The sequence below is a fragment of the Chloroflexus sp. MS-G genome (genome assembly GCF_000735195.1).
Lineage (GTDB): Bacteria > Chloroflexota > Chloroflexia > Chloroflexales > Chloroflexaceae > Chloroflexus.
On record NZ_JPIM01000088.1, the window covers coordinates 1 to 18,531 of the forward strand.

18 protein-coding genes are annotated in these 18,531 nt (G+C 55.5%); 9 read left to right on the forward strand and 9 right to left on the reverse strand.

Annotated elements, in window-relative coordinates:
• Window positions 1-825, reverse strand: an 825-nt coding sequence (locus tag JE47_RS0114770; protein ID WP_031460512.1) for a Uma2 family endonuclease, incomplete at its 3' end; no start/stop codon positions are given.
• Window positions 826-1,149: 324 nt separating this feature from the next.
• Here JE47_RS0114770 and JE47_RS0114775 point away from each other — a divergent pair.
• The 7 genes from JE47_RS0114775 to JE47_RS0114805 are packed head-to-tail and all read left to right on the forward strand — an operon-like array spanning window position 1,150 to window position 6,980.
• Window positions 1,150-2,655 carry a Ppx/GppA phosphatase family protein gene (locus tag JE47_RS0114775; RefSeq protein ID WP_031460497.1) on the forward strand — a complete coding sequence of 502 codons (1,506 nt, stop codon included), beginning with the start codon at window positions 1,150-1,152 and terminating at the stop codon, window positions 2,653-2,655.
• Window positions 2,656-2,704: 49 nt separating this feature from the next.
• Window positions 2,705-3,211, forward strand: coding sequence for a transcriptional regulator NrdR (nrdR, locus tag JE47_RS0114780; RefSeq protein WP_031460498.1), 507 nt, complete (start codon window positions 2,705-2,707; stop codon window positions 3,209-3,211).
• A complete protein-coding gene (locus JE47_RS0114785) occupies window positions 3,208-4,107 on the forward strand; it encodes a restriction endonuclease (protein WP_031460499.1) in 900 nt (299 codons plus the stop codon). Before nrdR ends, JE47_RS0114785 begins: the two co-directional genes overlap by 4 nt.
• Before the next feature lie 6 nt (window positions 4,108-4,113).
• Window positions 4,114-4,866 (forward strand): 3-oxoacyl-[acyl-carrier-protein] reductase, encoded by a 753-nt coding sequence (fabG, locus tag JE47_RS0114790; protein ID WP_028460157.1) that lies wholly within the window; start codon window positions 4,114-4,116, stop codon window positions 4,864-4,866.
• Window positions 4,866-6,233, forward strand: a complete 1,368-nt coding sequence (accC, locus tag JE47_RS0114795; protein ID WP_031460500.1) for an acetyl-CoA carboxylase biotin carboxylase subunit — start codon at window positions 4,866-4,868, stop codon at window positions 6,231-6,233. The genes fabG and accC overlap by 1 nt, the downstream gene beginning before the upstream one ends.
• An 18-nt stretch (window positions 6,234-6,251) precedes the next feature.
• On the forward strand, window positions 6,252-6,701 hold the full coding sequence (gene nusB, locus JE47_RS0114800; protein ID WP_031460501.1) for a transcription antitermination factor NusB: 450 nt from the start codon (window positions 6,252-6,254) through the stop codon (window positions 6,699-6,701).
• A gap of 30 nt (window positions 6,702-6,731) precedes the next feature.
• Entirely contained in the window at window positions 6,732-6,980 is a 249-nt protein-coding gene (locus JE47_RS0114805; RefSeq protein ID WP_031460502.1) for an acyl carrier protein, read from the forward strand.
• Between the two features lie 180 nt (window positions 6,981-7,160).
• Here JE47_RS0114805 and JE47_RS0114810 read toward each other — a convergent pair whose 3' ends face one another.
• Window positions 7,161-8,357, reverse strand: a complete 1,197-nt coding sequence (locus JE47_RS0114810; RefSeq protein WP_031460503.1) for an aminotransferase-like domain-containing protein — start codon at window positions 8,355-8,357, stop codon at window positions 7,161-7,163.
• A 158-nt stretch (window positions 8,358-8,515) separates the two neighbouring features.
• Complete coding sequence (locus tag JE47_RS0114815; RefSeq protein ID WP_031460504.1) at window positions 8,516-9,472, reverse strand: D-2-hydroxyacid dehydrogenase; 957 nt, start codon at window positions 9,470-9,472, stop codon at window positions 8,516-8,518.
• A gap of 339 nt (window positions 9,473-9,811) precedes the next feature.
• Here JE47_RS0114815 and efp point away from each other — a divergent pair, with 339 nt between their 5' ends.
• Window positions 9,812-10,381 carry an elongation factor P gene (gene efp, locus JE47_RS0114820; protein ID WP_028460163.1) on the forward strand — a complete coding sequence of 190 codons (570 nt, stop codon included), beginning with the start codon at window positions 9,812-9,814 and terminating at the stop codon, window positions 10,379-10,381.
• Between the two features lie 1,171 nt (window positions 10,382-11,552).
• Here the strand turns inward: efp and groL are convergent.
• Genes groL through JE47_RS0114835 form a run of 3 tightly spaced genes read right to left on the reverse strand, consistent with a single transcriptional unit; the run spans window position 11,553 to window position 14,088 of the window.
• Entirely contained in the window at window positions 11,553-13,190 is a 1,638-nt protein-coding gene (gene groL / locus JE47_RS0114825) for a chaperonin GroEL (protein ID WP_031460505.1), read from the reverse strand.
• Window positions 13,191-13,194: 4 nt separating this feature from the next.
• A complete protein-coding gene (locus JE47_RS0114830) occupies window positions 13,195-13,491 on the reverse strand; it encodes a co-chaperone GroES (protein WP_031460506.1) in 297 nt (98 codons plus the stop codon).
• 60 nt (window positions 13,492-13,551) lie between these two features.
• Window positions 13,552-14,088 carry a DoxX family protein gene (locus JE47_RS0114835; protein WP_031460507.1) on the reverse strand — a complete coding sequence of 179 codons (537 nt, stop codon included), beginning with the start codon at window positions 14,086-14,088 and terminating at the stop codon, window positions 13,552-13,554.
• A 154-nt stretch (window positions 14,089-14,242) separates the two neighbouring features.
• Here JE47_RS0114835 and JE47_RS0114840 point away from each other — a divergent pair, with 154 nt between their 5' ends.
• Window positions 14,243-14,515: a hypothetical protein gene (locus JE47_RS0114840; RefSeq protein ID WP_236631249.1), complete on the forward strand. Its 273-nt coding sequence runs from the start codon at window positions 14,243-14,245 to the stop codon at window positions 14,513-14,515.
• Window positions 14,516-14,607: 92 nt separating this feature from the next.
• On the opposite strand, the gene JE47_RS0114845 is transcribed toward JE47_RS0114840, so the two are convergent.
• The 3 genes from JE47_RS0114845 to JE47_RS0114855 form a co-directional block, all read right to left on the reverse strand.
• Window positions 14,608-15,279 carry a hypothetical protein gene (locus JE47_RS0114845; protein ID WP_031460509.1) on the reverse strand — a complete coding sequence of 224 codons (672 nt, stop codon included), beginning with the start codon at window positions 15,277-15,279 and terminating at the stop codon, window positions 14,608-14,610.
• 281 nt (window positions 15,280-15,560) lie between these two features.
• Window positions 15,561-17,627 (reverse strand): alpha-amylase family glycosyl hydrolase, encoded by a 2,067-nt coding sequence (locus JE47_RS0114850; protein ID WP_031460510.1) that lies wholly within the window; start codon window positions 17,625-17,627, stop codon window positions 15,561-15,563.
• A gap of 105 nt (window positions 17,628-17,732) precedes the next feature.
• The gene (locus tag JE47_RS0114855) at window positions 17,733-18,038 is read right to left on the reverse strand and encodes a hypothetical protein (protein ID WP_031460511.1); all 306 of its coding nucleotides are present in this window, start codon (window positions 18,036-18,038) and stop codon (window positions 17,733-17,735) included.
• Window positions 18,039-18,531: the final 493 nt, after the last annotated feature.

An 18,531-nucleotide genomic window follows, 5' to 3' on the forward strand; every position in this document is an offset into this window, starting at 1 on the left:
CTGGGCCTGTGCTTCCGCCTCCGCCCGCGCTGCCGCTTCCCGTCGGGCCTGTTCCTCCGCCTCGGCCCGTGCGGCTGCTTCCTGTCGCGCTCGCGCTTCGGCGGCTGCCCGCGCTGCCGCTTCTTCCGCCGCCTGCTGTACCACCGTCGCGTAGTCGCCAAACGCCGTGCCGTCGTCGGTGTAACACACTACATGGTCGCCTTCCACTCCTACCCACAGCTCAGCCAGTTCCAGATACACCCACCCCCGCTCGTCCGGCGGTTGCAGCCGGTAGGTATCGCCCACCAGCCGATAGTCGAGCAACCGGAGCTGCCGCTCCCCCCGCCGTCCAATGTTGTCCACAATCACATACTGCGCCACCCCCGCCCGTGCATAGTGCGCCACCTTCCACACCACGTCGTTCTCCCGCGTCTCCGGCGAGGTGATTTCAATCATCAACGCCGGTCGCACCCCCTCCTCCGCCACGTCAAACGTGCTCCAGTCGCGCCGCTCGCGCAGTCCTGGAATGACCATCACGTCCGGTCCGTGCGGACGCAGGTCAGGCACGTCCCACGCCACCCGCACATCACTCAGCACGATAGCCCGCCCGTGCGCTTCGAGCCGGGCGCGCAACACCGCGGTGAGGTACATCCGGTCGGTTTCGTGGCGGTCACTGTGCACGATGAAGTCTCCCACTTCGGGGTGCAACACGTCCTCGAGGGTGAGCGGCACCGGTTCGAGGTGGTCGGGGTCGTCGGGGGTGGGCCGACGGACGTAGCGCCAGCCGTAGCGGAAGGGATCTTCTTCGGGGAGCGGTGCAGGTGCGGTGGCAGTAGGATGGGTCATCGCAGTTCCTCCTTGCTGTGGTAGGTGGGTCTGCCGGTATTGTAGCACAGCGCTGGGCAGGATGCAGGGGCGAGGGTGGCAGCGCAACGGGCAGCGGGTGGTAGTGTTTCCCATTCATCGTGTTTTCCTGGTGCTCAAAACGGTGCTCGATAAAGAAACCGTTTGAGCGGCCAAAAAGTTACGCGGAATTTGAAAAATGATGGACAGCAGATTGAGAGTCGTTTTGGTACGATCCGCACAGAATCGTTTCGTGTATACTATTACCAACATAACTGTATAATTGTCGTCTCTTCCGGCAACGATGCCTGCTGACAGGACAGCATTATGAAAAAACTGGGCGTGATCGATCTCGGTTCCAACACGACTCGCCTCATCGTGATGGCTTACGAGCCGGGACACTGCTTTCGACTAACCGATGAAGTAAGCGAAACTGTTCGCCTGGCTGAAGGGATCGGCCCTGCACGTATATTGCAACCAGCGCCAATCAGACGGGCAGTGGAAGCATTACGCATGTTCTACTCGCTTTGTGTCTCGACCGGCGTTGATCAGGTGATCGCAGTTGGTACCAGCGCCATTCGTGAAGCTGCTAATCAGGCCGATTTCTGGGCCGCCCTCCGTGAGTCGACTCCACTTGATTTACGCATCATATCGGCAGAGGAGGAGGCCTATTTTGGCTATCTTGGTGCTATCAATGCCCTTCCTTTGCATCACGGCGCATTATTCGATACTGGCGGCGGTTCGACCCAAGTAATGGCAGTGACCGATCGTGCTCTGACGCGCACGTTCTCCGTTCAGGCCGGGATCGTTCGCTTTACCGAGCAGTTTGTGCAGAGCGATCCCATCAGTCGTGCTGATCTGCGCCGCCTGCGCGCTGCAGCCCGCGAAGCCTTTGCCCCACTTGACTGGCTTCCCGATTTTGGTAATGGTCGCCTCGGTGGGATGGGTGGAACGGTGCGTCAGCTAGCCCGTATTGACCAAAAACAGCGTGGTTATCCGCTTGAGCGTGTGCACGGTTATGTACTGAGTCGCGAATCTGTAGATCGCATCATCGAAGAACTTGCTCGCCGTAATCGACGCGAACGGTTGCAGATACCGGGTATGAAAGAGGAACGGGTCGATGTGACCCTGGCCGGTGCTGTGATTATTGCCACCCTAATGGATCGGGGCAACTTTCCGTATCTGCTAGTCAGTGGTCAGGGAGTACGCGAAGGTATCTTCTACCAGCACTTTCTCGCCGATCAACCGCAACCGTTACTCCCCGAACCACGTCAATTCAGCGTCCTCAACCTGGCTCGCCTGACACACTACGAGCCAGCACATTGCGCACGGGTGGCAAAGCTCAGCTTATCGCTTTTTGATCAACTGGCGCCATTACACGGTTACGGCGCATGGGAACGTGAACTGCTCGGTTATGCCGCAATCTTGCACGACATTGGGATCAGTGTCGGGTACTACGACCACCACAAACACGGTGAGTATTTGATCCACAATGCGACGCTGCTCGGCTTTAGTCATCGCGAAATTGTGATCATCGCCAGTCTGGTACGGAACCATCGGAAAGGATGGGAGGACTTAACCCCATACCGTATGATTCTCGCCGCCGATGATGAGACCCGAATTGCCCGTCTGAGCGCAATGCTCCGCCTTGCCGAGTATCTCGAACGGAGCAAGAGTCAGATCGTGCACGATGTGCGTGTGCAAATCGGCGAAGAGATCATTATCGACGTTATCGCTCACGGTGATGCACACGTGGAAATCTGGGAGGCTTCGCGCCGTAGTGGATTGCTCAAGCGGAGTTTTAACCGCGAGGTGCAGATCAGAGCAGGGTAAGCCTATGCTATAATGCTTGCTAGACAGAGAACAAGCAGTAGGCTAACCTATGCGGTGCCCGATTTGCCATTTCGCTGAAACTGATGTGATAGACACTCGTAAGCTGTATGACGGCGACGTTATTCGCCGCCGTCGCCGATGTCGGGCCTGTGGTCGTCGCTTTACGACCTACGAGCGTATCGAGTCGGTCAGCTTAATGGTGGTAAAAAAGGATGGCACTCGCGAACCGTATGACCGTGAAAAGATTGCGCGTGGTGTACGCACAGCCTGCTACCGCCGCCCAGTTTCGGCAGCCGCTATCGAGCAATTGGTTAACGATGTCGAAACAATGATTATGTCAACTGAAGAACAAGAGATTAGTTCACAGGTGATCGGTGATGCGGTGATGCAACATCTGCGCAATCTTGATGAGGTCGCCTACATTCGCTTTGCTTCAGTCTATCGATCCTTTTCCGATCTTGGCAAATTGCGTGAAGCAGTCGATGAGCTTCTTGAGCGCGATGGTGATCGGAATGGTCACCCATCGCCTGAATCAACAGAGGATTCGGTGGTATGAACATTGAAACGACACCTCAGCCGGTGTCAGAACCCGTTGTTAAGATGTCTTTTTTCCAGCGTATTGCCCGTTCAATCCGTGCGATTGAATGGGTACAAGTCCTGTTAGTCAGTCTGATCACCGCTATTGCCTGGTGTTCGCTGTTTTTGGCTAACAACATTTTGCAAATTCTGGCCGGTGTTGTTCCGGTGATGGCCGGTATCTATCTGGGACGAAAGGTTCGTGGCGAGTACCTGGCTAACGGTCTGGCCCTTGGGTTGATAACCTTCCTCTTCGGCCTGGCCATTATGATCGGGTATGGTCTGGTCGGAGAAGCCGGTATTGCTCCGATGCCGGTGATCCAACTCGATGCAGAGCAACAGCCAGCACCGGCAACGTTGATGGATTTGATAACCATCTACTTTATCTTCTCTGCCTTCGCATTGATCCCTTTTCCTGCCTTCGGTACCGTGATGTCAGGTCGCGCTGAAGAGCGCAACCGGCAGTTGCAACGCGAGATTGCCGAACGCGGTGGCCGCCTTGAACGTCCTGGCGTAGTCCGCACACTTGAAGATTTACAAGGCCTCTCACTGCCCCAATTTGGTTCTTACGTTCTGAACCTCTTCCGCAAGAAGGGGTTTGAGTTCAAGGATTATCGCTTTATCGATAAAGATAAACATCTCGACCTTGAATTGAGCTACGAAGGGGTGACCTACCTGTTGCGCTTATCGGTTGCCGACAAGGTTCGTCCTGGCACGCTCGAAAGTCTTTTGCAGGATATGAAGCGATCTGGTATTCCGAAAGGATTGGTGATTACGTCAACCGAATTCACTCCTGATACGATCAAGGCGGCAAGTGGAAAACGGAATGTCCTGATTATCGATGGAAAGACGTTGTTTGCGATAGCAGAGGGGTAATACGTCATGCTGCTTGATTTGAGCGGGCGTGTAGCCATTGTGACCGGCGGCAGCCGTGGTATCGGTCGGGCTATCGCTGAGCGGTTGGCGGGAAGTGGTGCAGCCGTTGTCGTCAATTACCGTGGAAACGCAGCCGCAGCCGAAGCAACCGTGGCCACCATTACCGCCGCAGGTGGTACCGCAATCGCCATCCAAGGTGATGTCAGCCAACCCGAGGATGTTGAACATCTGGTCAAAACTACCCTGGAGCGGTTTGGTCGCATCGACATTCTCGTTAACAATGCCGGTATCACCCGCGACACTCTGCTCCTTCGTATGAAGGAGAGCGATTTCGATGAGGTCATCGCCACTAATCTGCGCGGTGTCTTTCTCTGTACCCGTGCAGTGCTGCGGCCAATGACCAAACAACGGTTTGGTCGAATCATCAACATTACGTCGGTCGTTGGGTTAACCGGAAATGCTGGACAGGCCAATTATGCTGCGGCCAAAGCCGGGATTCTCGGTTTTACCAAATCAACTGCCCGTGAGATGGCTAGCCGTGGCATCACGGTTAATGCAGTGGCTCCGGGCTTTATCGAGACTGAAATGACCGACGCCCTCAACGAAGAGACCCGCAAAGCAATTCTGGCAACGATCCCGCTCGGTCGGTTCGGCCAGCCGGCCGAGGTTGCAGGGCTGGTTTGTTTCCTGGCCTCTGATGCTGGCGCATATATCAGTGGACAAACGCTGACTATCGACGGTGGAATGGTGATGTCCTGATGATTCGCAAAGTATTAGTAGCAAACCGTGGCGAAATTGCTGTACGCATTATTCGGGCCTGTCAGGAATTGGGTATTCGGACGGTAGCCGCCTATAGCACTGCCGACCGTGACTCGTTGGCGGTACGCCTGGCCGATGAAGCGGTGTGTATCGGGCCACCCCCACCCGCCAAATCGTACCTGAATGCGCCGGCGTTGATCAGTGCTGCACTTGTCTCGGGCTGCGATGCTATTCATCCCGGTTATGGATTCCTTTCCGAAAATCCGTACTTTGCCGAGATGTGTGCCGATTGTAAGTTGACCTTCATTGGCCCCCCACCGGAACCGATCCGTCTGATGGGCGATAAGGCTATTGGGCGCGAAACGATGCGCAAAGCCGGTGTACCAACTGTACCCGGTTCTGATGGCGAGGTACGATCTTTGGAAGAGGCAATCGATATTGCCCGTCAGATCGGCTATCCGGTCTTATTGAAACCCTCCGGTGGTGGTGGTGGGCGTGGTATGCGAGTTGCTTACGATGAAGCCGATTTGCAACGCGCTTTCTCCACAGCTCGCGCCGAGGCAGAAGCAGCTTTTGGTAACGGTGCGCTTTTGCTGGAAAAATACCTTACCCGTGTACGACACGTTGAGATTCAGGTGCTGGCCGATCAGTACGGAAACGCAATCCACCTCGGCGAACGTGACTGTTCGGCGCAGCGTCGTCATCAAAAGATTGTCGAAGAAGCCCCCTCACCGGCAGTCACCCCTGAACTGCGTGCCCGCATGGGAGCCGATGCTGTGCGCGGAATTACTGCTATCGGCTACGTCAATGCCGGTACGCTAGAGTTTCTGCTTGACGAGGATGGAAACTATTACTTTATCGAGATGAATACGCGCATTCAGGTCGAGCATCCGGTTACCGAGCAGGTTACCGGTGTTGATCTGGTGCGCTGGCAATTGCTTATTGCCAGTGGCGAACGCTTGACGCTCCGCCAGGAAGACATTAAAATAACGCGGCATGCAATTGAGTGCCGGATCAATGCCGAAGATCCAGAGCGTGACTTTTTGCCGGCAAGTGGTGAAGTCGAATTTTACCTGCCACCCGGTGGGCCAGGTGTTCGGGTTGACTCTCACCTCTACCCCGGTTACAAGCCACCCGGCAACTACGACTCGTTACTGGCAAAAATTATTACGGTAGGTGATACACGCGAAGAAGCGCTTAACCGAATGCGGCGGGCGCTCCATGAATGTGTCATTACCGGTATTAAAACAACCATCCCGTTTCAATTGGCCCTGATCGATGATCCGGAGTTCCGCGCCGGTCGAATTCACACTGGCTACGTCGCTGAGCTGCTGCGTCAGTGGAAAGAGACACTCAACCCGGCGTAAGTCGGCAACGGGATGCGTATGGGGAGGGCAAGATTGGCAAGTCAACGGCATCGAGTGCGGATCGCAGCGTTGCAGATCCTCTTTGAAGTTGATGAAACCGATCATGCGATTGATCAGGTGCTCGAGCGTCGGCTCGCCGATGAACCAATGTCGCAAGAGAGTGCCGATTTCTTACGACGCCTGGTGTTCGGCGCCTGGGAACATCGTTCCTACCTTGATCGGATTATCGAAGAGGCAGCACCAAACTGGCCGGTTGCACAGATGCCGGGGGTCGATAAAGCGGTGCTGCGCATCGCTCTCTTCGAGTTGCTGATCGATGATGTAGAGCGGACGCCGATCAAGGCCGTGATTAATGAGGCTGTTGAACTGGCTAAACAGTTTGGCAGTGATAATTCAAGTCGGTTTGTTAATGGCGTGCTCGGCACGGTAGTTACCCGCTATCTAGCCGACCGTAATGATGAGGAATAGCCGTTTTTGAAAGGAAGGAATGTCATTCGTATGGCTTCGCCTGAGATGGAAGAGCGCCTGCGCAAGATTATCGTCGAACAGCTTGGTGTAGAACCAGATCAAGTTGTTCCTACTGCATCATTCACCAAAGACTTAAATGCTGACTCACTCGATCTGGTAGAGCTTATCATGTCCATCGAAGAAGAGTTCGGTGTTGAGATACCGGACGAAGAGGCTGAGAAGATTCAGACTGTTGCCGATGCTTTGCAGTACCTCGAAACCCACCAGAGCAACGAATAACTTTGTCTAGAGGTAGGGTCGCAGGGTTTTTTCCTGCCAGCTTGTACGTGCAGTAAACACTGGTCGGTTGCCTCCAGCCTCTCTTTGCAGGCTGGGGGCATTGCTTTCTCTTCGTGGAGATCACCGGGGCACACCACTGTGTGCCCCAATATCGTTCAGGCAAGAGGAACTTGACACACTCTAAAGATCGGCAAAAGCCGCCCCAATAATCGCAATTGCCTCTTCAATGCGACTAATGCTCTGAAAACTGAAGGCAAGACGCATCGCATGCTCGCCCTGAGCACGATCAACAAAACAGGCCGTACCGGCCAGAAACTCAGCTCCCCGGGCACGGGCGGCTTCCAGGAGCGCACGAGCACTCACGCCTTGCGGTAGTTTGACCCAGATGAAAAAACCACCAGCAGGCATGACAAAGCTAGCCTCAGCCGGAAAATGTTGACGTATCGCAGCCGCCATTGCTGCACATTTGGCAGCATAGTGCTGACGAAGCATAGCAATATGCCGTTCGAGTCGGCCATTCTCGCAAAAGCGCGCTACGACGCGGGTGATGAAGGGGCCAGTGGTACCTTCAGCTTTTACCATCAACAGACGATCAATAATCTCACGTCGAGCATGAACCCACCCAATCCGCAACCCAGGAGCGAGAATCTTCGAGTAGGTGCCTACCCGAATGACCCAACCTTCCTGATCGAGCGCAGCCAGCGATGGCAATGGCTCGCCGGCAAACCGCAGATCGATGTAGGCATCGTCTTCAACCACCGGCACACCGTATTCAGCAGCCAGGGCAACCAGTTGTCTGCGTCGCTCCAGGCTTAAGGTTACCCCTGTCGGGTTATGAAAAGTAGGAATTGTGTAAATGAACTTCGGACGCCGACCACCAGCCGCCAGTTTGCGTAGGGTGTCTGACAGTAACGCAACATCCATTCCCTGATCATCAACCGGAATGCTGATCAGACGTGCTCCCGATTGCACAAAACGTCGCACAGCACCGAGAAAGCTAGGCGCTTCGATAATGACAGTATCCCCCGGCTCGACAAAAATTTCAGGTAAGAGGGCCAGAATCTGACCAGAACCATACCCCACCAGCACGTGTTCAGGCTGCGCCGCAACACCCTCAGCCCGGAGACGCTCAACAATTTGATCCGTAAGGCCAGGGTACGACAGCGCATAGTTCAATGAATCGGCAGCTTCGTAGGCTAAAACTTCCGCAGCAGCAGCCATCAATTCGGCCCGTGGGAAGAGGTCAGGATCGGCCAGGCCATACGCCAAACTGATCAGGGGGCGTACCGGCTCACCGGCAGCCCCAAATAGAGGCGGTACGACTTCTCGCACACGGCTGGCAAAGAGACTTTCGAGACGGTCGGTCGTTGCGGTCATAAATTGGTTGCTCCTTTGTGTATGGTACGCGAACTATGACGATACGAAGGAAGGAAAAAACGACTTAGAACAAGGATAACACAAGTGTATTCTCTTTTGGATTGACATCCACAACTCAGACCCTACGGGCACGATCGGGAGAGAGCTGGGATGCGAATTTAATAACCGGCCTGCTTATCAACAACATTCTGGAGCGGCTGTTGATGGATGAAGGCGCGCAGATTGGCAGCGAACAGATCGAGTGTGCGAGTACGAATATGCGGTGAACTCCACGAGATATGGGGCGTTACAAAGACATTTGGCAGCGTCCAGAATGGACTATCTGGCGGTAACGGTTCCTGGGCAAATACGTCAAGCCCGGCGCCGGCGATGCGTCGGGTACGTAATGCTTCAATTAAGGCGACCTCGTCAACAATTTCACCACGAGCAATGTTGATCAGATAGGCATCAGGCTTCATCAACGCCAGTTCTGCTCTACCAAACATCCCGCGGGTAGCTGGGGTAAGCGGTGCTGCAATGACCACAAAATCGGCTGCCGGGAGGAGTGAACGCCATTCACCCTCACCAACCACCCGTTCAACGCCGGCAACCGGACGTGGAGTTCGCCGTGATCCCCACACGCGCATTCCAAAGGCACTGGCACGCTCGGCAATCGCCTGTCCAATGTGACCTAAACCAATGATCAACATCGTGGTACCGGCAAGTTCCTGCAATTGCAAGTTTGCCTCGCGCCATTGGTGGGCGACCTGCAACTGATGCAGATACCGAGCCTGCTTGAAATGGCTGAGGGCGAAGAACATCACAAATTCGCTGATCGGAATAGCATGAACACCGGCTGAATTGGTAACAATGATGTCACGCTCGATAACTTCAGGGATAAGCGATCCATCAACCCCCGCCCGTGGAATATGAAGCCAACGCAGCATCGGCATCTGACGCACTAACCGCGCCAGTTGCTCGGTGGAGAAAAACCAGCGCAAAAGAACTTCGGCATCAGTAATGGGAGCTTCCGGCTCTCCATTCTGATCGAACCAGACGATTGTTGCCTCTGGCGCAACTGCCATAATGCGTGGCATCAGTTCGTCGCGTAGTAGACCTGGAAGAACGATCTTCATCGAGCAATACTCCTGTAAGTTGAGTGACTGATCCCCGTAACGTATTGTACGCGAAGTGGGTAATTACTTGATCAGTCAAAAGGTGGGGTAAGGACAGGGGTCGATGCCACAGAAGCACAAGCCGCTAACCTGCACCTGCCTGCTGGAATCGCCGGCTTCGATCACGTACTCTATACGTGAGCATCCAGACTACACCAGCGCGAAAACCTACCAAACCGCCAACTTGCGCAGAATGCCGAATCCGCCTATAGTGATAGCGTTCGCCAGCGAGCACTGGCAATCTGGTGTATATTCATTCGGTAATAACCAGAATCAACGAACAACAAGGAGCATATTGAAATGGCTGCAGGAACAACGTCTGATCTGCGTAATGGTATTGTTATTCGCTACAACAATGATCTGTACCAGGTTATTGAATTCCAGCACGTTGCCCCAGGAAACTGGCGGGCCTTTGTGCGGATGAAGCTCAAGAGCCTGACCACCGGTAAGGTGATTGAAGATCGAGTACGTGCCGGTGCAGAAATTGACATCGTGCGCATCGAGCGCCGCCCGATGCAATATCTCTACCGGGAAGGTGACAGCTTCATCTTTATGGACAATGACACCTTCGACCAGATTCCGGTGTCGGCTGAATTGGTCGGCGATGCAGTGCGATTTATGAAGGAAAACGAGACGGTCGATCTAGTCTACGATGCCGAGAAGGATGTCATCATCGGTGTCGAATTACCGATCTTCGTAAACCTGAAGGTAGTGGAGACAACGGTTGCAGTACGTGGGGATACAGCGACGAACGTTACCAAACCGGCCACGCTAGAAACCGGTGCGGTGATCGAGGTACCGGCCTTTATTAACGAAGGTGATGTGCTGAAGATCGATACTCGCACAGGCGAGTATATTACGCGCGTGTAGATTCACCTTCCTGAACTTTGATTCAACGGCTGAACCTCGTCAGTAGATGTACGGGCGCAGCGCTACTGCACCCCACCGCTGCGCCCTGACCGAAGCTTCCCGAATGTACGGGCGCGGCACTGCTGCGCCCCGCCGCTATGCTTCAACCGATTTTCTTCTACGCTCTAAAAGCCTGGTCAAAAACCCGGATGTTGCATGAGGCTCGTACCGTGCATATCCGACCATTGCGTGCGCGGGCCACCATGCTTTCGCACCAGCCCCCCACGTCCCCCCTTCCTCTCCCCGTGGAGGAGCGGAAGGGGGTTGGGGGGAAGGTGAGGGCTGCCCTCACCCCCGGCCCCTCTCCCGCGCTGCGGGAGAGGGGTGATCTGGTGTATGAACGCGGCATCGTTGAAAGACGCAGGCGCAGGATCGCTGCTGCTCTGCTCATCTCCCCCCCCTGCCTCTCCCCGTGGAGGAGCGGAAGGGGCTGGGGGGGAAGGTGAGGGCTGCCCTCACCCCCGGCCCCTCTCCCGCGCTGCGGGAGAGGGGTGATCTGGTGTGACGCAGGCGCAGGATCGCTGCTGCTCTGCTCATCTCCCCCCTGCCTCTCCCCGTGGAGGAGCGGCAGGGGCTAGGGGGGAAGGTGAGGGCTGCCCTCACCCCCGGCCCCTCTCCCGCGCTGCGGGAGAGGGGTGATCTGGTGTGACGCAGGCGCAGGATCGCTGCTGCTCTGCTCATCTCACCCCCTGCATCTCCCCGTGGAGGAGCGGCAGGGGCTGGGGGGGAAGGTGAGGGCTGCCCTCACCCCCGGCCCCTCTCCCGCGCTGCGGGAGAGGGGTGATCTGGTGTGACGCAGGCGCAGGATCGCTGCTGCTCTGCTCATCTCCCCCCTGCCTCTCCCCGTGGAGGAGCGGAAGGGGGTTGGGGGGAAGGTGAGGGCTGCCCTCACCCCTTCCTTTCCCCGTGTAGGAGCGGAAGTGGGCCAGGAGGAAGGTGAGGGGGCCACCCTCCCCCTTCCTCTCCCGCAGCGTGGGAGAGGAAGGGGGTTGGGGGGAAGGTGAGGGGCCACCGTTCCTCAAACAATTCTGGCGATGCCATACCCAGGTTCTTGACCGTGCTCTAAGCTAAAAAGAGGTGCATAACGGGAAACCCCATTATGCACCTCGTCACTACGGCCTACTTGGCCGGATTAGAAGTCATCCTCCGGCATCGGTGGCGTACCATTCTTCTTCTTTGGTTCAGGGGCATCGACGATCAGGGCTTCGGTAGTGAGCACCATACCGGCAACGCTAATCGCATTTTCGAGCGCAGAGCGCACCACCTTGGCCGGGTCGATGATACCGGCTTCCATCAGATCAACATAGGTACCGGTCATAACATCGTAGCCGTAGTGGTTGTTATTGTGCTTCCGCTGCTCATTGCGCACATTCTCAACCACCACCGATCCATCTTCACCGGCGTTGGTTGCGAGCTGGCGCAGCGGCTCTTCGAGAGCGCGACGCAACACGTTGAGCGCCATCCGCTCCTCTTCAAACTGCGTCGTTACATTATCAAGTGCCGGGATTGCGTTGAGCAGCGCTACACCGCCACCGGGAACGATACCCTCTTCGACAGCGGCACGTGTCGCGTTGAGCGCATCTTCAACCCGCGCTTTGCGCTCTTTCATTGCCGGCTCGGTCGGCGCGCCAACCTTGATAACCGCCACACCACCTGACAGCTTCGCGACTCGCTCTTGCAGCTTCTCGCGATCATAGTCAGAGGTCGTGGTCTCGATTTGCTGCTTGAGCTGAGCGATCCGGGCCTGAATGGCCTGCTTATCGCCATAACCCTCAACAATAACGGTATTGTCTTTATCGGCTTTCACGCGGCGAGCACGGCCAAGGTCTTGCAGTGTGGCACTTTCGAGCTTGCGACCGATCTCCTCCGAGATGACAGTACCACCGGTCAAGATAGCAATGTCCTGGAGCATCGCTTTGCGGCGATCACCGAAACCAGGCGCCTTCACCGCCAGGGCATTGAGCGTGCCGCGCAGCTTATTGACGACCAGGGTAGCGAGTGCTTCACCATCTACATCCTCGGCAATAACCAGCAGATCCTTCTTGCCACTGCTCAGAACTGCTTCGAGGATCGGGAGTAAGTCCTTGACTGAGCTAATCTTCTTGTCGGTAATCAGAATATATGGCTCATCGAGCACCGCTTCCATGCGGGCCGAATCGGTGATGAAGTAAGGCGAGATATAGCCGCGGTCGAATTGCATACCCTCGACCAGCTCGTGCTCGAGGTGGGTGCTCTTACCCTCTTCAACCGTCACGACACCATCACGACCGATCTTGTCCATGACCGTTGCCAGGAGTTCACCGACTTCAGCATCTTGGGCCGAGATGGTCGCGACATTGCGAATTTCATCGCGCGTCTTGAGGGTAATGGCCTGCTCTTTGATCCGGGCAACCAGTGCCTGACCACCTTTGTCAAGGCCGCGCTTGAGCAGCATCGGATTAGCACCGGCGGCGACCAGCTTCAAACCTTCGTTGATAATAGCCTGGGCAAGAACGGTCGCTGTGGTCGTACCGTCACCCGCTACATCATTCGTCTTGACCGCAGCCTGTTTGAGCAACTGCACGCCAAGGTTGGCAAAGGGATCCTTTAGCTCAATCTCTTTTGCTACGCTGACACCGTCGTGAGTAACCGTTGGTGCTCCCCACTTTTTATCGAGAGCAACGTTCCGACCACGCGGGCCAAGCGTTGTCTTGACCGCCAGGGCCAGTGTATCAATACCTTGCTTCAGCGCTGTGCGAGCTTGCTGATCGAAGATCAGTTGTTTCGCCATACTGTCACCCCTCTACGATGATCCCTAGAATATCCTTCTCTTGTAAGATCAGGTATTCTTCATCGTCAATCTTGAATTCAGTACCGGCGTACTTGGCATACAATACGTGCTGACCGACCTCGACACTCATAGGGATCAGTTTCCCATCATCAGTTCGCCGACCTGGCCCGACCGCAATGACTTCGCCCTCCATTGGGCGCTCTTTGCTCGCGGTATCGGGCAGGAAGATACCGCCTTTCGTCTTCTCTTCACGCGGCTTTGGTTTCACTACTACACGATCATTCAACGGTCGAACGTGCACAGGCTACCTCCTTTTCATTCAGGATGAGGGGTAGCGCCAATCACTGCTACCCCTTTCGCCTTATGAATTGGCGACCTGACCCGCATTACCTGCCGGTGACGCTAGCGAACGATGTTGGCGACTCAGCAGGGCAAAGGCCACACCGATCAGGATCAGGGTCAGACCGATCCAGAAGGTCTGCGGCTGCGGAAGAGCAATTCCGAAGAACCGGTCAAGCGTGTACGCACCTGGTTCCCACAAGCCCATCACTGCGGCCAATACCAGCAAGACAAGGCTGTACTCGCTACCACCGTTGCTGATCCACAGACCGTGCGACCAGTGCACGAGCGCAATCGCTGCGATCATCACCGCAATGATTGCCAGTGGGCCAAGCGGGTGGAACAATCCGAGTGCAAAAAGCAAGCCACCACCAAACTCGGCAAGACCGGCCATCAGTGCCCAGAAGCGCGGTGCGCGCAAACCCATTCCGGCTAGCCAGTCAGTCGTTGCTCGCAAGCCTTGACCACCAAACCAGCCAAACAGCTTTTGCGCACCATGCCCCATCATGAGCAGCCCGATGACTACTTGCAGGATGAGCAGACCCACATCCATCGTCATTGTGCGTCACCTCCTTGATCGTCAACGAGCATCAGCACTGACAAACCTGTCAGACCGACGACACGGTGATGATGCAAAGAGTTTACGCCTTTGTAGATAAAAAATCGATGTTAGATCGCTATCAGCGCAGTGTTAGCAATGTGTTAGAAGTCAGATGGCAAGCACCACGAGGTATCGCTCAGAGCGAGTGAACACTGAGCAGCCACTAGAAATCTCTCCTGAAAAGTTTAACCATGCCATCCCTACAGCGAACTCGAACGATGTGTACATTGCAACAACCCCAGGTGCGCCGGGTCAGACCGTTACCATCGGTTTCCGGGCCCAGGGTGTGCACATCGGGCGCTGGACGAACTACGCGGAACTGACCAGCCCGGCATTCTTTGGCACGTACATTGATCCCTTTAGTGGTGAAGTAGTCCGTCCGTAACGTTCATCAATAGAAAGAATAGTGTTCATTGATGGTCTCCCCTCTCGCAGCCAGCCTACGAGAGGGGAGACGTTTATTGACGACTCACGAACCTACGGTGCTGTACGTGGTGGCAATGGTATGCGAACTTGTGGCCCGAACTGCGCATCACACAAGAAGAGCGGGTTTTGGCCGTCGCCGTGGTAGTTGTAGAGCTGATCGCCGACGCGCAATTGCACAAAGAGACCGTCGATCAAGACCTGGATATAGACCATACCCGGTCGTGGACAACCAAGAGCACCGTCGGGCCAGGTGACTGCTGCAACCTGCACGACCTCAATGGTTGACACGTCAATTCCCAGACGCTGGGCCAGGTCTTGCTTCGCCTGTTCGATTTGTTTCTTCAACGCCCCATCGAACGGCGGACTTAATGGCTGAGCATTTGGCGGTAACGCGGGAACTCCGCCCTGATCAGCAGGTGGCATAGGTGTCTCCTTGACCGGTGGTACAGCGGGTATTGGTGTTGCAATCGGTGCCGCAGTTGGTGGCAATACAACAGTCGGTACAACGGACGGTGCTGTTGATACCGTCGGTTGCGTAGACATCGTCGGGAACATGGTGGCGGTTGGTTCAGGCATCGTCATCTCACGAGTTGCCGCTGGCGGTTGCGTTGGCAGCGATTGTTCGGGTAGTGGCGAAGGTTGACCAGGTAGAGCAGTGCTCGACGTACCGCAACTCGAAAGAAGGAACACGCCGGTTATTAAGATCACAATCAATCTACGCATAGGCCTTCCCATACCGGTAGCAGATGAATGTCCTACCGGTATAACGTATGATTGTCGCATGTGGTTCCACATGCTAGCCTCTCGCTAAAGACTAATAGAGAAGGTAACAACGCTTCGGCGTTCTCAACTTCGGGTTCCATACCATAAACATCACGCAATGGCCGACAATAATCCCCAACACGCGGTCACGGTCATATGGAAGCGCTGACCTCTGGCTCACGTCCTATACCATGCGATCTATCACCACTGCTGGAAGAAATGATGATCAAGTACCATTGGTGTCAGGACACGCCTTCAAAACAGTAGACTCCAAACGGCGCTAAGCGTAACTCCTCACCGATACCACGACGCTCAAGACTATGCGGTGCAACCTGCAACAGCTCGGCGCCAACCGGTTGGGGTGCTATGAATCGACAAGGCAGCGCAGCGAGATTAACGATACCGATCAGTCGACGCTGATGAAACTCTCGACAAATGATTAACACATCACCAGCACTAGTCGTAACCGACTGACAGGATACCGTTCCATAACGTAGAGCTGACTCGCGACGCCAGAGTGTTAACAATCGTGGTAGTACTTCGCGATCTGCCAGCTCTTGCCCGTTCCAGAGAGCTGGTGTCAGGCCACTAAACAGCATTACCGCCCACAATACCTGACTAAGCCGTGAACCACGCAAGCCATCAGCAAGTGGGTTGCAATCGGCCGTATCGTGTGCTTCAAGGAAGCCGATGCGATAGGCGCTGGCGTACAGTTCGGCGTAATCGGCTTGATAGGCACACCATTCTGCTGGCGTAATCCGCCGCATCGCAAGGTGCACCAGCATGTGATGGCTGGGGTAATCAAACCAGCCACCGGCAAACTGAGCTGAGCGTGGACCCGAAAGGGTGCAGAGTACCGTCAGCGATGGCCGGACTGCAACTAGCTCGCGTAGTGCCTGCACCATCAGTTCAGAGCCAGCACTGGCCCGCAACGGCGGACGACGAATCCAGGCCAGGGCAGCACTGTACGGGGCTACGGCGCGAATACCATCAAGGACAAAATGATCGACCTGTCTGAGCACCCACTGTTGCCAGTATAGCCGCCAGTCGTTACGCATCCAATCAAGGTGGTAGCCCCCTGCTGGCAATGCTACCCCCGGATGCCGCCCTACCGCCAGCGCGTCGGTCGCTACGCCAATGGCGAATGCTCCAGCTTCATCGCGAATAAACCATTCTGGATGTTCATTGAGATAGCGTGAATCGGGTGCACAACCCTGCATTGCAATGTCGAGCAAGACTCGCATCTCATACTGATGGGCGGCAGTAATGAGCTGCTGCAACGCCGCTTCATCGCCACAATCCGGGTCAATTCGTTCGAGATCACCTATTAAGTGCGGACGATCACCGACGGTGTGCCACGGTAACAGACATAGCGTATCAACGCCAAGCACCTTCAATTCTGGTAGACGCAAACGTAATCCATCGGCTCCACCATGTTGCCGGAGATCAGCAACATAGATGATCGCATCACGAAGCCAGCCTGCCGGTGGTTGCGGCAGTGGGTTCATGGATCGATAGATCGTAAGTGCTGCGGGCCATGTCTGCTCCGTAAGGGCGAACACCTGTCTCCCCACGGTAAGACGTTCATCTGAACGAAGCCAGCAAGCGACAGCAATTTCATATGCCAGTGATACTGCTTGATCACCACCCTGAATGTAAGGGAGAGCAGCCTCCTCATCGCTGGCGTACCAGCACAGAAAAGTCAACGGCAAATGAGAATTCGTCAGTGCCATGACCCCACTTCCTTGCGTAGGTGCCGGTTCAAAAGCACTTCCTCCCCGCACACCAGGCGCAAAGAAGCGGCGCGGCAAAACATGACGATCCTGAGTAACTGCAATATCGAACGGTGCACGTGGGCGCACACTGTTACCGGGCGCTTCAAAGGTACAATGAGCCGGTGTGCCAATCCGCAGGTGGGGAATAAGCAGACGCACGCCGTAGATGCGCAAATCGTCACCACTGACATTTTCTATCTCGACCCACCGCTCGATAACCTCACCCTCGAGCAGATAATGGTCAAAGATTTTTAGTGGCCCCAATCCGACAATGATCGTCATCTGCAACCGATCATCTGCCTTAACCGCCAACCGATACCAGATATAGCGGGCAAAGGTCTGGGCAGTAATCCAGTTATTTGGAGAACCCAGAGCCACGTCAATCCCAGCACTCGGTAAGCCATAGCCGAGAACGTTCAGGCTATTATGAAGACGGAGCGTATGCAGTGCACCACTATCGGTTGACCAGCCCAGTTCATAACGAGCGGTGCGTAGCATTATCTGGTCGGTCTGTTCGTAGAGTTCGTAGCTCATTCATCGACCGGTATGGTCTGTAATAGAGGGAACAGATGTTTGCTGAGAGATTATAACACGGCCAGCGCGAAGCACTGACGTTCAGACATGCGCGAAACATGGGCACTACCGCTCGTCATCACCGCCGGGAATACGCCGTATCCGGGCAGCGATGGCTACTGCTCCCAGCAAAGCCAGCGTTGAGCTGCAAGCCACCAGTGCCAACCAGGTCGCATAACGGCTAAAGACCGCTCTAAACGGTGAGTCGTCTGGTTCCTGAGCTGCTTGAGAAAGGAATGAACCAGTAATACTGAGACCTTTTCTCAACAGCGGAGCTGGAGTTTGGTCGGCAGCGTAGAGGATTGTTGGTGTCAGGAGCGTGAGATTAACGATCCACGCAATCAGAAAGATCACAAACCGATGCCACTTCATGCTTGTCTCCCTACCGATAATGACAACGGCTCTATCATAACGCGATTCTGTCAATAGACATCATTGTCTATTTCTTCAAAACCATCTGTTGGGGGCCATCAGGAGGAGCAAGGCGGCGCTGCGCCCCTCGTTGGACAACAGCGTAACAGAATTTCACCGGCTGATGTCAGGTCGCGGGCTACAGGCCCGCGCTACCCAGGCTCGCGGCGGATGTCAGGTCGCGGGCTAAAGGGCCGCGCTACTCAGGTCCGCGACTGATGTCAGGTCGCGGGCTAAAGCCCGCGCTACTCAGGCTCGCGGCGGATGTCAGGTCGCGGGCTAAAGGGCCGCGCTACCCAGGCTCCGGCGGATGTCAAGACGCGGGCTAAAGCCCGCGCTACTCAGGTCCGCGACTGATGTCAGGTCGCGGGCTAAAGCCCGCGCTACCCAGGCTCGCGGCGGATGTCAGGTCGCGGGCTAAAGCCCGCGCTACTCAGGTCCGCGACTGATGTCA